Below are 14084 nucleotides of genomic sequence, written 5' to 3' on the forward strand. Positions count from 1 at the left end.
TCTCTTCGGTAGGAACGACTGCTAACTTCGAATCGTCTTCCTGTACCGTTTTATAATGGGACGGGAGTGGGGACGGATTTAACCGGCGGTGTCGGGTAGTTCGAAATCAGTCTCTTCTGTACCTCGTCGCGGATTCGATTCGTAGAGATCAACTACGATTCCATGGCGAACTCGTCGAGGACGGTATCGTCGCTGGATTTCGGTTTCGCCCTGTCGAGGGGCGTCGGTCGCGGCCAGAGGTAGCGCCACATGAGGCCCGCAACGATCCCGCCGAGCGTCGAGGCGACAATGAACATGACGGCGTCGAACGGCTGGATTCCCGCGATGCCCGAAGTGAAGATGCGGGCGAGGGCGACCTGTGGGTTCAGAAACGCCGTCGAGGCCGTTCCGATGATCCCCATGCCGACAGTAAAGCCCACCGCGAGACCGATCCACTCGCTGTTCTGGCGAATCATGGAGATGACGACCGACGCGAGCAACACAGTCCCGAGGAACTCGGCAACCCAGGTGGACGCGGGCCGTTCAACGGCGGAGATGGCGAACACCTCCCATCCGATCGTGCTCACGAACGTAAGTCCCGCGAGACCGGCGCCGACGAGGCCGCCAAGGAACTGAACTGGAATGTACTGCCGCGCGGTCTTCTGGTCCACGTCCCCGGTCACCAGTAGGGCGATGGTGACCGCCGGGTTCACGTGAGCACCGCTGATCGGCTTGAGCATCTGCACGACGACGAACAGCCAGCCAGCCGTCGCCAGCCCGATGAACAACACGCCGATACTCGGACTCGCCCCCAGCATTCCGTCGGCGAGCAGTCCTGACGACACGAGGACGAAAACGAGCGTCGCAGATCCGAAAAGCTCCGCGACGAGTTTCTGTTTGGTAGTGAAATCGTTGCTAGTCATCAGCTATCATGGAGGCCTCGATTGTATATATTCACATCCCCTAACCGCCGGACAGCGGCACTATCCACCTTTTTGGACGCTCCTCAAATCGAATTATCGGACTGGAGAACGTCACGCTCTCGAGAACGGATACGCGGTGGCTGTTCCGGCGGCTGGTCGCTGTCGTGCTCGACGACGGAATTCGGTATGATCCTGTTTCTCCCACCGTCTACGTCGAGGACAGCAGATATGGCATCTCTTCGCGTAGACGCACAGAACTTTGCACCGACTTGTCGAGACGTTAGGCCGAACAGAACGGAATGGGCGTGTTAATCGATGGCCTCGGCACTCATAGGGCTCGTCACCACCGGGTGCCGAGTCCGGCTCGGAGCGAGTGAATCGTCATCGGCCACTCGAGCATAGCGCACTCTCTCAAAAGACGGTTTGGATTGCTCGAGCGGGGTCGGATACCGGTGTAGCTGATTCGTTACGACCCGTTTGCGAACGCGGCGTTGAACTCGTCGATCAGGTTCTCGAGTCGAGCTCGATTCTGATTCGAAAACGTTTGCGGGGCGCGGTCGGTGGCCGTCCGCGGGTCCGTCGTAGGGGTCGTCGTTTCGGCGGGGGTCGCTCGAGTTCGATTCGTTGGTCGGTCGTGCTGTCGTTCGGTCCGGGTTTGTAAGTGTTGTGTGCTCATGTCGGTCGGATGGGGTTGTGTCGTCGGAAGGCGGTACTGGGGACTCGTCGGAGAGAGGGGGCGAGTTTACGCTACTACGTGTACGACCGACATCTGTACTCACCCCTACAGGCTCCTCCGTTATAAAAGTTCATGATAGATAATTCTGCCACCGGAACTCGCATGAAAGCAAGCCCAGAGGTAGCAATTGGCACAGTCGGCTCGAGACGACGATCCGGATGACGTGACGGCCACGGTACCGAACCGGAGACGCGAGCCTCCCCGTCTCGAGAGTCGAGGCAGCCTCACGGGCGCTCGGATGCACACACGACTTGAGACGGTACGGGTGAGAGTACTCGAGGTACCGACACCTCGGCACCCTCATGGCAATCGCTTTTGTCGGTCGCCGTCGCCGTACTCGTCGTGACGGTTCCTCCAGAGGCTGAACGACTGCTCGAGAGCGAGCCGCTGATGGCTCACCTCGGGACCAGCGTCGACGAGCGGCCACACGTCGCTCCCGTCTGGTACCGCTACGCGGACGACGACACCGTCGAGATCGTGACGACGGGTCGGAAACTGGCGAACATCCGTGAAAACCCCCGCGTCGCCCTCTCCGTGCAGGCCGACGACGCGGGCCGGACGCGCTGGATGGTGACGCTGCTCGGGACGGCAACGGTCGTCGACGACGAGGACGAAACGGCCGGCGCACGCAGACGAATCAACGAGAAGTACGACGCCGAACCGGGAGCCTACGCGGAGAACACCCTCGTTCGAATCGACGTGGGTTCGGCGAGTTACCAGACGTATTAACGAGCGGAGCGAGTCGCCTCGAACTGGCTTCAGGTGTACGCTGGCATCGCGAACGGCCACTCCCGCGATTCCTACCGGTCCACTTCTTCGAGAACCGACTCGCCCGTGCCGGGTTTCGACTCCCACTCCCACTCGTCTTCGACTCTGAGACGCCCATCGCCGAGTCGTTCGACGGTACCGACTGAGTGGCCGGTGGCCGTTTCGCCGTCCTCGTTCAGTTGTACGTACCGAACGTCCCACTGTGTACCGTCGAACGTCCCGACCAAATGCCCGTCCACGATGTCGCCACCGGAGTAGGCGGCGTACACTCGCTTCCCCTCCTGTTCGAACTGGAACGTCGTCTCCGCGCTCACTTCTCCCGCGTCGTCGTTTGCGACTCCGACGAGCGTCCGTCCGTCCAGTGACAGTTCGTCTGCCATACACTCCCTGACTCGAGCGAGCGAATAGCAGTTACGGTCAACAACTTCGACCTCAGGGTTCGGGGTATCCGCCTCGATCGCCGATGAACTGGTCTCCCAGCGGTAGGCAACCGTCTCAACCAGCGTCGGCCACTCTCGACCGGGACAGTTCACGAAGTCCCGGATGGACCGTATCGATCGGATGGCCCTCGAGTCGTTCGTCTCGTCCCCCACTCCGGTTCCCGGTCGTCCACTGAGGGGGCGTGGGTGAACTGACACCCCGTCGTCGCGACGTGGGCCGCATTCTCCGTGTGTGCGAAGACGAATCCAGACCCACGGTCGTGATCGTATCCTCGAAATGTCACTATCGCTCTCGAAATACGACAGTCGACGCCAGTAGGGGGAGGATACCAACTGCAACCGTCGCTACTGCGTCCTGTGCTGTGATCCGCCCGTCCGTATGTGCTGGATTACGAATACCGCGTTCGTCCTGTGAGTAGTCGAGTAACAGACAATGGACGATCTGACCGGATTCCAACGAGACCTCCTGTACGTGATCGCCGGCGCCGACCAGCCCTCCGGGCAAACTGTAAAGGCCGAGATAGAATCGTACTATCGTTCGGATATCAATCACGGTCGGTTGTATCCGAACCTGGACACGCTCGTCAACAAGGGCCTCGTCGACAAGGGCCAGCACGACAGACGAACGAATTACTACGAGATTTCCGACGACGGCCGTCGATCGATCGACGAACGCCAGCAGTGGGAACAACAGTATGTCTGATCGGTAACGCGTCCGTCGACCCGACCGCACGTCCAGCGTCGCCGCACACTACTGGTTTTCGAGTCGTTCGAGCGCAGCAGCGACCACGAGCGGCAGCGTGATCGTCGCGTCGGCGTAAACCGAGACGTTCTCGGCGTCTTTCTCGAGTTTTCCCCACGACCGGGCTTCGTCGAGCGTCGCGCCGGAAAGCCCGCCCGTTTGTTTGGGGTCCATCGTCAACTGCACGCCGTAATCGTACGCCCCAGGGGTGACGAGCATCGTCTGCAGGGTGAAGTTCTTGGGCACGCCGCCGCCGACGACGAACGCGCCGGCCTCGTCGGTGTCGAACGCGATGTCGGTAAGCGGCGTCATATCCGAAAGCGCGTCGAGCGAGAACGGGCCGGTCTGGGAGTACATCCAGGCCTGCAGGCCGAGCACCGAGTCCTGGACGGCGGGACAGTAGATCGGGACGTCGTTCTCGTAGGCCGCCGCGGCGATGCCCGGCGCTTCGTCGACATCGTCCCGTTCGTTCACCTCGGCGTTGGCTCGCCCCAACTCTTCGGTGAGCCGCTGGATCGAAACCGGCCCTGACTCGTCGCATTCGGCCTCGAGAACCGGAAACACCTCCTCGCGCAGGTGACTCTCGAAGTCGGCGAAGAACTCCTGTGGGAGGTAGACGTTGTAGATCCGATCGACTCCTTCGTCGCGCAGCGTTTCGTCGTGTTCGCGCTCCGTTTTCCCCTCCGCGTGGACCGCGCCGTGGTGGTGTTTGCCGCCGATGGCCTCGATAGCGTCGTGGGTGAGGTTCGCCCCGGTCGTGACGAGGACGTCGATGTGCCCCTCGCGGATCAGGTCGGCGACGATCCGACGCATCCCAGTGGGAACCATCGCGCCCGCAAGCGAGAAGAAGACGGTCACGTCGTCGTCGAACATCGACTCGGTGATGGCGACGGCCTCGTGAAGATCCGCCGCGCCGACGCCGGCGGTCCCGTACTCGTCGGCGAGTTCGCCGACCGTCATTCCGGCGCGAGCCTCGGCGTGGCCGATCGGATCGTGGGAAAACGTCTCGCGTTCGGGCTCGTGGTGTCCGTCCTCGGAATCGGTCGCATGGTCGTCACTCATGTCCTCGAGTCGGCCGGCCAGCGGTTTGAACGCCGCGATTTTGTGTGCCCACTTCGACTCGAACCGCACACAACGTCGGCGATAGACGGAGCTGCGGTCGCCGAACCTGAATCGAAAAAGCGAAGCGATCTCTCCGGCGCGTTCCGGCGGGAGTGGACCCGTTCGACGGGTAGCGATCGACTCCGAGGGGGCGCAAACGTCGATCGGGTTGTTCGTCCGAAACGCGATCCGACGGCCGCAGTCGTCCACCGACCACCGTCTCGAGAAGCCGCTCGATAGTAAACGGCCGGGTATGTACGCGGATCGTACCGTTCGTACACGGTCGTTTCTACGACGAACGGAGTCGCAGGCGGGGATAACAGCCGCGAGAAAGACGGCTACAGTCCGGTCGGTTCCTCGAAGTAACTCGTCTCGAGGCCCCACCCTTCGACCAGATCCTGTAGCGCGCGGACGCCGAACGTCTCGGTGGCGTAGTGACCCGCGAGGAAGACGTGAATACCGGCCTCCCGAGCCTCATGATAGGCTTTTTGCTTCCCCTCGCCGGTGATCAGCGCGTCCGCGCCGACCGCTTCGGCTTCGGCCAGCCAGTCGGTGCCGCTGCCGGTGACGATGGCCACTTCCTCAATCTCGTCGGGGCCGAACTCGAGCACCCGAACGGGTCGACCGCCGGTCTCGAGGCCCGACTGCAGCCGTTCGCGGAGTCCGTCGACGGTGTCGGGCTCGACTGCAGTACCGCGCTGGCCGATGTACTCCGGCCCGAGCTCCCCAAAGGGGGCGCGGTCCTCGAGGTCGAGCACGTCGGCGACGCCGGCGGCGTTGCCCAGTTCTTGGTGGCCGTCCAGTGGGAGGTGCGAGACGTACAGCGCAAGGTCGTTCGAGAGCAGGGGCTCGATTCGGTCGTACGTTCGGCCGGTCACCCGGTCGAAGCCGCCCCACGAGAGGCCGTGGTGGGTGACGAGCGCGTCCGCGTCGGCCTCAACCGCACGCTCGAACGTCGCCCGGACGCCGTCGACGGCGAAGGCGACGTGCTCGACTTCGCCCTCGTCGGGGCCGACCTGCAGCCCGTTCGCGCTGGCGTCGAGGTCGGCGTAGTCGTCGGTGCGCAGTTCCTCGTCGAGTCGGTCGACGAACGTAGCGAGCTCCATGTCCCGGGGTTGTCCGGCAAGGTTCTTGTATTCGACTGGTTCCGCGTCGGCTCCGTATTCGACTGGTTCCGCACCGAGTTCGTCGTATCGAGTCCCGAGCGAGCACATGCGACCGGCACGGCAGACAACGGGGGGACCGAAACGGACCCGTTCCCTACATCAGGTAGAACAACGGGAACAGGAACACCCAGACGATGTCGACGAAGTGCCAGTAGAGTCCGAAGAACTCGACCGGCCGACTATCCTCGAGATAGGCGTCGACGCTTGCGATCCGGTAGAGCATGAAGACGGCGATGAGCAGGCCGAAGAGCACGTGTAAGGCGTGCAGCCCCGTCGTGACGAAGTAGATCGTGTACTCGAGTCCGTACCACCAGTACTCGCCGTCGGCGAACTTCACGTTGTACTCGTACGCTTTGACGCCCATGAACGTCAGCCCGAGGAGGAGCGTCGCGCCCATCGCACCGAGGAGCCCGCTCTTGTGCTGGCGCTCGGCGAAGACGAGCGCGAGGACGACCGTGAAACTCGAGGTGAGCAACACGTAGGTGTTGAGCAGGCCGGGCCAGGCGGCGAACGGCACGGTCACCCAGTCGTTCCAGCCCATGTGCAGTCGCATGAAGACGTACGCACCGATCACGGCCCCGAAGACGACGACGTCCGACGCCAGGAAGAACCAGACGCCCAGTTTCGTGTTGCCGACGCCCTCGAACGGCCAGCGCTCGGCGATTGCCATCTCGGGCGCGTTGAACTCCTCGCGTCCGTACTCGAAGAGCGTGTACGCGAGAATCGCCAGACCGAGTACGGTGAGGATCGGATACAGCACGGTCGGCTCGGCGGCGGTGCTGGCGTCCTCGAGCCCGCGCGCCTGGGCGAACTCGAGCACGTACGGCGTCAGTCCCGACAGCCCGAGGAAGAACACGAACATGCCGAGCCCGATGCCGAGCGGCCAGATGCTCGCGTGATCCGCGTGTTCGACCTGCCTCGTCTCCTCGGTTACCACGCCGCCGTCGGTCGTCGCCGACGCGTCGTCGACGAACTCGAGTCGGCCGCTGGCGTAGCTCGGTCGGCCGCCCCAGTTCTCGAGCGGTGGGGGCGAGGGAATCGTCCACTCGGCGGTGCGGGAGAACTCCCACGGGTTGTCGGGCGCCTCGGGACCCGAAAACCAACTCTTCGCGAACGTGTAGAACATGATCAGGAACGACGCGCCCAGGACGAACGCCCCGACGGTCGCCAGCTGGTGGTAGAACTGCATCCCTCCGCCGTAGTCGAAGACGCGCCGCGGGGTCTCCCACGCGAGGAACATCGGGAAGTAAAGCAGGTTGAAGCCGATGAAGTAGACCGCGAAGTTGAGCTTGCCGAGCGTCTCGGAGTACATCTTCCCAGAGAGCTTCGGCCACCAGTAGTAGAGCCCGGCGATCAGCGCGGTGACCCCCGAAACCATCACGTAGTGGAAGTGCGCGACGACCCAGTAGGTGCCGCGGAACTCGTAGTCCAGTACGACCGCGCCGAGGAAGACCCCGGTGATGCCGCCGAGAATAAAGAGGACGAGCGCTCCCAGCGAGAAGAGAAACGGCGTCGTAAACCGAACCCGTCCCTTGACCATCGTGTAGATCAGCGCGAAGACCATCAGGTCGAAGGGCAGTGAGATCCCGATCGTCGTCGCCATGAACAGCGTCTTGATCTCGAGGTTGATCGTCGTCAGGAACATGTGGTGCATCCAGACCAGGAACGACTGAATGGCCACCAGCACCATCGAGATGATGACCCACTTCCGACCGACGAGTCGACGGCCAGTGAACGTCTGGAACGTCTCGAACATGATCCCCAGCGCGGGGAAGAAGACGATGTACACCTCCGGATGCCCGAAGAACCAGAACAGGTGCGCCCACAGCAGACTCGAGCCCTGATCGGTCGCCATGTACTGCGTGAGTAGGATTCGATCGCTCGCCTGCAACAGGAGGGCGGCGAGCAGCGCGGCGAACGCGAACAGCATCATCCAGACCGTCAGCAGCCACGACCAGGTGAACAGCGGCATGTTCCAGAGGCCGAGCCCCTCCGCCCGCGACCGATGAATCGTCGTGAGGAAGTTCACCGTTCCGATGGTGATCGAGAAGACGAACAGGATCAACGCGAGAATCGCCGCGTTGCCGCCGGTCGCCGCCTCCATCGCGGGCGTGTACATCGGCACGTTCAGCGGGGCGTACATCGTCCAGCCGCCCGCGAACGTCCGGCCCTGAAAGAACGACAGCCCGAACAGTAGCCCCGAAAAGAGGTAGAACCAGTAACTCATCGCGTTCAGCCGCGGGAACGCGAGATCTTTCGCCCCGATCTGCAGCGGGACGAAGTAGTTCGCGAACCCGGTCGCAATCGGGGAGAGGAACCAGAACACCATCAACAGCCCGTGGGCGGAGACGGCCTGATTGTACTCGCTGCCCGTGAGCAGCCCCGTTCCGCCCGGAACCCACAGCTGAATGCGGAATATCAGCGCGAGGACGCCGCCGAGCAGGAGGAAGAACATGGCCGTCGCCAGATAGAGAAGGCCGACGTCCTTGTGGTTCGTCGTGACGAGCCAGCGCTTGACTGATGTCATCGGGGGCAGGTCGCTCATCGGAACCCCCCGTCGCGAGGACCGTTCGGGTCGTTTGGCAGTCGTCTCGCCGATAGACGAATCAAGGAACCCATATCGACGGTTTCCACACCTGAGTTCCGTATCAATGTGTGTGGCGCACACGCAAGGGGAACGACAACCCCAGACGGCCGACGCAGAGCGTCCTCGAGGGATCGATTTACCACCCTGCCGGCAGATAGCTTCGTGTATGTCACGCGAGACGATCTCCCACGACGACGGAGCGATCTACGAGTTCACCCCCGATCTCGAGGCACTCGCGACGGTCGCCTCGGGTGCGGAACTGACGATCGAAACGAGAGATAGCTTGGACGGCGCAGTGTCCGCCGAATCGGACGTGATCGAGTCGGTCCCCGAGGAGGTCAACGCCGCAACGGGACCGATCGCGCTCGAGGATGCCGAACCCGGCGACGTGCTCCGGGTCGAGATCGAGGAGATACGAATCGCCGAGGAACACGGTCGCGTGATCACCATTGACGGTTTCGGCCTGCTCGACGGCCACGACGATATCGAGGCGCCGCGCACGCGGATGACACCGGTTTCGGCGGACGGCGAAACTCTCGAGTTCGACGACCTCGAGGTCCCGATCGACCCCGTCATCGGAACCATCGGCGTCGCACCCGCCTCGGAGTCGTACACGACGCTCGTCCCCCACGACCACGGCGGCAACCTCGATACGACCGATATGACGGCGGGTAACGTCGCCTACTTCCCCGTCTTTCAGGAGGGCGCGATGCTCGCGATGGGCGACTGCAAGGCCGCGATGGCCGACGGCGAGATGTGCGGCACCGGAGCCGAAATCGCGACCGAGATCGACGTGACGCTCGAAGTGATCGACGGCGACGCGACCGACATCGACCTCGAGCGCCCGTTGGTCGAGACGGACGACGCCTGGAAGACCATCGCGAGCGCGGAAACGCTCGAGGCGGCCTGCGAACTCGCGAACCGGGACGCGATCGAGTTGCTCGCAGCCGAACACGGTTTTGATCCGACGGACGCCTACCTGTTCTCGAGTCTGGTGGGTGGTCTCGAGATCAGTCAGGTCGTCGATCCGCTGGTGACGGTGCGCAACGCGGTGCCGAAGGCGTACCTGTCGTCGCCGTTTTGAGCGAACGTCTCCGGGTGTAAGTGGCGCTACGTCCCCTCGTCGCCAGCCCGGTCAGCGTGTGAAAAGACGAACTCCCGAACCAGTTTCGCTGCCAGCGATGCGGCCTGCCCGTCGTCGCGGTCGTTGACCTCCACGACGTCGAACCCGCTTGCATGTGGGGCGACCTCGCGGACGATATCGCGCATCTCGCGGGACTCGAGTCCGAACGGCTCTGTCGTTCCCGTCCCCGGCGCGTACGCGGGATCGCCGGCGTCGATATCGACGCTCAGGTAGACGTCCCGGTCATCGCGCTCATCGAACGACCAGTCCGCGACGTCCTCTGGCGGGACGACGGTCACGTCGTCCTCGCTCGCACGGTTCCACTCCGGTTCGCTGCCCGTTCGGATACCGAGGAGGACGACCTCCTCGACCGACTCGACCTCGAGGATTCGCCGCATCACGGCGGCGTGGGATAGCTCGTTCCCGTCGTAGGCTTCGTAGAGGTCGAGGTGGGCGTCGAGACAGACCACGATCTCGGGCTCGACTGCGCGTACGCCCGCGAGCGAGACGGTGTGCTCGCCGCCCAGCATCAGCGGGACGGCGTCGTCCCAGACGATATCGCGCAGGGTTCCGGTGAGGTACTCGAGATACGCTTCGGCATCGTCCCAGGCGCGGACATCACCATGGTCTTCGACGCCGAGGTCCGAGAAGTGCTGGCCCGTCCGGTGGTCGTAGTCGTCGAACGGTTCCGCAAAAGTCCGAATGCGACGGGGACCGAAGCGGGTCCCCGGTTGAAAGGTCGTCGAAACGTCCAGGGGCGCACCGACGACCACGAAGTTCGCGCCGCCACGGTCGGACGTACGTCCTCGCGCGTGGGAGTCCTCGCGTCCGTCGGTCGCCCCGGGAAACATTAGACGATCTTTCGCTGGTCTTCCATCTCGAGGTACTCGATGTTCTCGTCGGGGGAGACGTCGATGTCCTCGGGGATGCGCATCGTGAGCGTCTCGTACGTCTCGAGGTCCATGACCTGCATGTCGTTGCCGTCGACGGAGACGACCTGTCCGTTCTTCCGTTCGATGATCGGGACCCAGATCTTCGCGTCGACGGGCTGGGAGAGCGAGCGCTTCTTGCCGTCGAAGACGCCTGCGGCCTCGACTCGAGCCTTCGCGCTGCCGTGTTTGCCCGGCTTGGCCGTCGAGTAGGCGTTGATCTTACAGGCTGCGTCGTCGATCATGACGTAACTTCCTTCCTGGAGTTCGCGAACTTCGGTCTGCTGTTTCGCCATGTCCCGGCGTAATCAACCGACGGCCATAAACCGTTTGGAATGGACCCTGACCCGTGTTCAGTGTGCTAACACGTCCGAACCGTTCGATACGGCCGGCATTTTGGGGGTGAGTTCTCTATGGCCGGTGTCGGGAGGGAACCGTTCGCAGGCAGCGGCCCTCGAGCGAAATCACTACTAGCTGGACGACGAAGGCACGATCGATGCCCGGCAGCCTCGTCGCCGTCCTCGGTGTCGTCGCCGCGCTCCTCTCCGGTCTCAGCATCGCCATGGTCGTTCGACACCGCAGGCGTCGGCACGCCCGACCCGAACTCGCGAACGCCCTCGACGACCGACTGGCCGACGCGATGGGTCCGGGAACCGGCTCTCACCTCGAGCGCTCGCCGGCCGTCCGTCGAATCGCCGTCGTTGATGTGGATGACGGGAGCCGCGACGAGTATCCGGGGGACGGCGATCGACAGGCGATCGTCCCGACTGTCCGCGTCGACTTCGAGACTACCGACGCGCCGGGGATGAAGCTCGTTCTGGAGTACGTCGCGGACGTGCTCGAGGCGATTCAGCCCGAACTCGAGGCGCGCAACGAGCGCGTCCACCGCTACGACATCGAGTTCACCTTCGGTCCCGGCGGGTTGATCGTCTCGGGGGAGTGTCGTCGTGTCTCCGTTGCACCGGAACTGGCCGATCGATTGCTCGAGGACGAGCGCTACGGCGCGTTCGAACTCCTGCGCGATGTCGAGCGTGCCGACCGAGACGACGATAGTCCAACCGTTCTGTGGGACGACTGCCGATCGTCGGCCGATCGTCACTGATCGAGCGTGCTCGAGCCGAATTATCCCCGTGAGACTCCGACTGGCTCGTCGCTCAGTCGTATTTTCCCGTGAGGCCTGGGCTCACTCGTCGCTTCAGTCGTCTCTCTGTCGGTGACGGAACCGACCCGTCGCCCTAACTGTGACAAGAGCTAACACACTCCGGCGCGTAACGGTCGTGAGTGTTCTTCGGTCTCGAGTGCGAGACACGCGTCTCTCGAAGCGACGGACGCTCGGAGAGGTCCAGAGATGGCAACGATTCACGAATCCGCGGAGATCGAGACAGCAACGAAGGCCGAAGAGCAACAGGTCATCAATACCCTCGTGCTGGCGTTCAGTTCGGATCCGATGATGCGGTGGTTCTACCCGTCTACGAACGACTATATGGAGTATTTCCCGGAGTTCGTCAGGCTCTACGGCGGGAAGGCGTTCGACCACGGGACCGCCCACACCCTGCACGATTTCGCAGCGGCAGCCCTCTGGCTCCCGCCGGACGTGGACCCGGACGAAGATGCGTTGGTCGCGCTGTTTCAGGAAGCCCTGCCAGAAGAGCGCCTGGCGCACACATTTTCGGTCATGGAGCAACTCGACGGCTACCATCCCACCGAGCCGTACTGGCACTTGCCGGTCATCGGCGTCGGCCCAACCCAACAGCGTCGGGGGTACGGATCGACACTGATGCAGTACGCACTCGAGACGTGCGACCGAGAGGGGGAAATCGCGTACCTCGAGTCGAGCAATCCCCTGAATATCTCGCTCTACGTCCGTCACGGATTCGAGATACTCGGCGTGATACAGGAGGAGACGATGCCGCCGCTCATTCCGATGGTGCGCACGCCACGGGAGTGAGAATCGTCGGATCGGCTGCCGACGAACGAGAAGCGAGCCGAGGCGATCAGTCGTCGTGGGTCGCCGGGTCGTGCTCTCGGTCGTGGTGGTGTTTCTCCTGGAGGTGCTCGATCGCGTGGAGTTCGACGACGGGGACGACCTTGGCGACGGTCAGGAAGATCAACACCACCATCCCGATGGTGCCGATGACCGATGCGATTTCGATGAAACTCGGGAAGTAGTCGCCGGGCGTCGCCGCGTAGATGTTCATCGTCGGGTACATCAGTCCCTCGACGACGAAGAGGATCTTCTCGAGGAGCGTCGCAGTGAGAACCGCGACCCCGCAGGCGACGGCTCGCAGTTTGGTGAACAGCGACGGACGGATGGTTTGTGCGAAGATGAACGCCAGCACTCCCGCGACGAGCCCCATCGAGAGGATGTAGATCGGGTGCGAGAGCGTCGCGAGCGTGACGGTCCCCGTGTCGATCGGCGCGGTGAACCCGCCGGTGACCATCTGCTGGAGCTGGAGCCAGAGAAATAGCAGGGAGAAGAAGCCGAGCCACAGGAGCAGCCCGCGGAAGATGTCGTCGGTGATGATGTGATCCCAGTCGTAGGCCCAGCGGAAGGCGTAGGAGAGGAGGATCACGCCGCTGATCGCGGAGGTCAGCGCGATGGTGAGGAACTGGGGCCCCTGCACCGCGCCGAACCAGCCGGGCATGCTCGGGATCAGGGCGAATAGCCACGGAATCACGCCGCCGTGGAGCAAGAGCGGGGCCATGATGATGATCGCGAGCGCGAGCCACCAGACCATCCGCTGGACGATCTCGTCTTCCTTCTCGCTGTAGCCGACGGTCAACAGCTTGTAGATGGGGCCGAAATGATCCGGTAGGTCGCCGCGCAATCGGGTGACGTCGTACCGGAGTGTGAGTGCGAGGTAGGTCGCCGTCAGTACGAAGTAGGCTGTGATGACGGTCACGTCCCAGACCAGCGGCGAGGCGTGGATCGTGATGTGGTAGTGGGTGATGATGCTCGTGACCATCCGGTCTGGCCGTCCCAGGTGGACGACGATGTAGAAGCCGGCCGCGGAGAGCCCGGCGATGGTCAGCAGTTCGGCCAGCCGGGCGACCGGCATGTAGCGTTCCATCCCCAGCAGGCGGACCGCAGCGGAGAGGATAATCCCCCCGTGGGCGATCCCGACCCACCAGATGAACGCGCCGATGTACAGCCCCCAGGTAACCCCGCCGCCGGTCCCCCAGTCGGAGAGCCCGGTGACCACCATCCCCTCGTAGAGCTGGTAGAGCCAGCCGATCAGAAAGAGGGTGAACGCGAGACCGGCGACTCCGGCCAGGACGAAGTATTTCGTCGACGTATTCTGTATCGGCCGAAGGATGTCGGCCTTCTGTGGCGTTTTTGTACTCATCTTGCGAGAGTCTCACAAACATACTGTCGCCACACCCGTCATTGCATCCGTTGGCCTTGCAAGCACCGCTCTCTACACCGGCGTTCGTCCCACACCGCTGGGTCGTTCGACGACATCGGTGACGGCTGCAAGCGTGTGACCGGGCGACGCCCGATTGCGATTCGTTCGTCGCCGACGGATCCGCACCCTCGCTCGCCGTCGTCTACTCGTGACCCGTGTTGTCGAGGGCATCACTCAAGTGTC

General features: G+C 63.1%; 14 protein-coding genes. 5 read left to right on the top strand and 9 right to left on the bottom strand.

The genetic code is table 11. From position 1 onward, the window contains the following. Positions 1-152: 152 nt before the first annotated feature. Positions 153-902 carry an aquaporin gene (locus NATTI_RS0113380; RefSeq protein WP_006089973.1) on the bottom strand — a complete coding sequence of 250 codons (750 nt, stop codon included), beginning with the start codon at positions 900-902 and terminating at the stop codon, positions 153-155. A 466-nt stretch (positions 903-1368) separates the two neighbouring features. Continuing rightward, positions 1369-1578, bottom strand: coding sequence for a hypothetical protein (locus NATTI_RS27005; protein ID WP_006089974.1), 210 nt, complete (start codon positions 1576-1578; stop codon positions 1369-1371). 402 nt (positions 1579-1980) lie between these two features. Here NATTI_RS27005 and NATTI_RS0113390 point away from each other — a divergent pair, with 402 nt between their 5' ends. Further along, the gene (locus NATTI_RS0113390) at positions 1981-2367 is read left to right on the top strand and encodes a pyridoxamine 5'-phosphate oxidase family protein (protein WP_027119155.1); all 387 of its coding nucleotides are present in this window, start codon (positions 1981-1983) and stop codon (positions 2365-2367) included. A 71-nt stretch (positions 2368-2438) separates the two neighbouring features. Here NATTI_RS0113390 and NATTI_RS27010 read toward each other — a convergent pair whose 3' ends face one another. Further along, entirely contained in the window at positions 2439-2786 is a 348-nt protein-coding gene (locus NATTI_RS27010) for a hypothetical protein (RefSeq protein WP_027119156.1), read from the bottom strand. 493 nt (positions 2787-3279) lie between these two features. On the opposite strand from NATTI_RS27010, the gene NATTI_RS0113400 reads away from it, so the two are divergent. Continuing rightward, the gene (locus NATTI_RS0113400) at positions 3280-3549 is read left to right on the top strand and encodes a PadR family transcriptional regulator (RefSeq protein WP_006089977.1); all 270 of its coding nucleotides are present in this window, start codon (positions 3280-3282) and stop codon (positions 3547-3549) included. A 48-nt stretch (positions 3550-3597) separates the two neighbouring features. Here the strand turns inward: NATTI_RS0113400 and NATTI_RS0113405 are convergent, their stop codons facing one another. The 3 genes from NATTI_RS0113405 to NATTI_RS0113415 all read right to left on the bottom strand — a co-directional run bounded on the left by NATTI_RS0113405 (position 3598) and on the right by NATTI_RS0113415 (position 8400). Continuing rightward, positions 3598-4650: a deoxyhypusine synthase gene (locus NATTI_RS0113405; RefSeq protein ID WP_027119157.1), complete on the bottom strand. Its 1053-nt coding sequence runs from the start codon at positions 4648-4650 to the stop codon at positions 3598-3600. A gap of 377 nt (positions 4651-5027) precedes the next feature. After that, on the bottom strand, positions 5028-5795 hold the full coding sequence (locus tag NATTI_RS0113410) for a Nif3-like dinuclear metal center hexameric protein (protein ID WP_006089979.1): 768 nt from the start codon (positions 5793-5795) through the stop codon (positions 5028-5030). A gap of 154 nt (positions 5796-5949) precedes the next feature. Continuing rightward, a complete protein-coding gene (locus NATTI_RS0113415) occupies positions 5950-8400 on the bottom strand; it encodes a cbb3-type cytochrome c oxidase subunit I (protein ID WP_006089980.1) in 2451 nt (816 codons plus the stop codon). Between the two features lie 208 nt (positions 8401-8608). Between NATTI_RS0113415 and NATTI_RS0113420 the strand changes: the two genes are divergently transcribed. Beyond that, positions 8609-9526, top strand: a complete 918-nt coding sequence (locus NATTI_RS0113420) for an acetamidase/formamidase family protein (RefSeq protein ID WP_006089981.1) — start codon at positions 8609-8611, stop codon at positions 9524-9526. 26 nt (positions 9527-9552) lie between these two features. On the opposite strand, the gene speB is transcribed toward NATTI_RS0113420, so the two are convergent. Both speB and NATTI_RS0113430 read right to left on the bottom strand, forming a co-directional pair. Next, positions 9553-10416 carry an agmatinase gene (gene speB, locus NATTI_RS0113425; protein ID WP_006089982.1) on the bottom strand — a complete coding sequence of 288 codons (864 nt, stop codon included), beginning with the start codon at positions 10414-10416 and terminating at the stop codon, positions 9553-9555. After that, positions 10416-10790: a translation initiation factor IF-5A gene (locus NATTI_RS0113430; protein WP_006089983.1), complete on the bottom strand. Its 375-nt coding sequence runs from the start codon at positions 10788-10790 to the stop codon at positions 10416-10418. Before NATTI_RS0113430 ends, speB begins: the two co-directional genes overlap by 1 nt. A gap of 200 nt (positions 10791-10990) precedes the next feature. Between NATTI_RS0113430 and NATTI_RS0113435 the strand changes: the two genes are divergently transcribed. Next, the gene (locus NATTI_RS0113435) at positions 10991-11596 is read left to right on the top strand and encodes a hypothetical protein (RefSeq protein ID WP_006089984.1); all 606 of its coding nucleotides are present in this window, start codon (positions 10991-10993) and stop codon (positions 11594-11596) included. A gap of 246 nt (positions 11597-11842) precedes the next feature. Then, the gene (locus NATTI_RS0113440; protein WP_006089985.1) at positions 11843-12442 is read left to right on the top strand and encodes a GNAT family N-acetyltransferase; all 600 of its coding nucleotides are present in this window, start codon (positions 11843-11845) and stop codon (positions 12440-12442) included. A gap of 46 nt (positions 12443-12488) precedes the next feature. Here the strand turns inward: NATTI_RS0113440 and nrfD are convergent, their stop codons facing one another. Further along, complete coding sequence (nrfD, locus tag NATTI_RS0113445; protein ID WP_006089986.1) at positions 12489-13841, bottom strand: NrfD/PsrC family molybdoenzyme membrane anchor subunit; 1353 nt, start codon at positions 13839-13841, stop codon at positions 12489-12491. Positions 13842-14084 lie beyond the last annotated feature (243 nt).

The organism is Natronorubrum tibetense GA33, from assembly GCF_000383975.1.
Classification (GTDB): Archaea; Halobacteriota; Halobacteria; order Halobacteriales; family Natrialbaceae; genus Natronorubrum; species Natronorubrum tibetense.

Bases quoted from the DNA above. Each gene is read 5' to 3' on its own strand.
- nrfD (WP_006089986.1), bottom strand. From the start codon at position 13,841: ATGAGTACAAAAACGCCACAGAAGGCCGACATCCTTCGGCCGATACAG.
- NATTI_RS0113420 (WP_006089981.1), top strand. From the start codon at position 8,609: ATGTCACGCGAGACGATCTCCCACGACGACGGAGCGATCTACGAGTTC.
- NATTI_RS0113415 (WP_006089980.1), bottom strand. From the start codon at position 8,400: ATGAGCGACCTGCCCCCGATGACATCAGTCAAGCGCTGGCTCGTCACG.
- NATTI_RS27010 (WP_027119156.1), bottom strand. From the start codon at position 2,786: ATGGCAGACGAACTGTCACTGGACGGACGGACGCTCGTCGGAGTCGCA.
- NATTI_RS0113440 (WP_006089985.1), top strand. From the start codon at position 11,843: ATGGCAACGATTCACGAATCCGCGGAGATCGAGACAGCAACGAAGGCC.
- NATTI_RS0113405 (WP_027119157.1), bottom strand. From the start codon at position 4,650: ATGAGTGACGACCATGCGACCGATTCCGAGGACGGACACCACGAGCCC.
- NATTI_RS0113400 (WP_006089977.1), top strand. From the start codon at position 3,280: ATGGACGATCTGACCGGATTCCAACGAGACCTCCTGTACGTGATCGCC.
- NATTI_RS0113435 (WP_006089984.1), top strand. From the start codon at position 10,991: ATGCCCGGCAGCCTCGTCGCCGTCCTCGGTGTCGTCGCCGCGCTCCTC.
- NATTI_RS27005 (WP_006089974.1), bottom strand. From the start codon at position 1,578: ATGAGCACACAACACTTACAAACCCGGACCGAACGACAGCACGACCGA.
- speB (WP_006089982.1), bottom strand. From the start codon at position 10,416: ATGTTTCCCGGGGCGACCGACGGACGCGAGGACTCCCACGCGCGAGGA.
- NATTI_RS0113430 (WP_006089983.1), bottom strand. From the start codon at position 10,790: ATGGCGAAACAGCAGACCGAAGTTCGCGAACTCCAGGAAGGAAGTTAC.
- NATTI_RS0113410 (WP_006089979.1), bottom strand. From the start codon at position 5,795: ATGGAGCTCGCTACGTTCGTCGACCGACTCGACGAGGAACTGCGCACC.
- NATTI_RS0113380 (WP_006089973.1), bottom strand. From the start codon at position 902: ATGACTAGCAACGATTTCACTACCAAACAGAAACTCGTCGCGGAGCTT.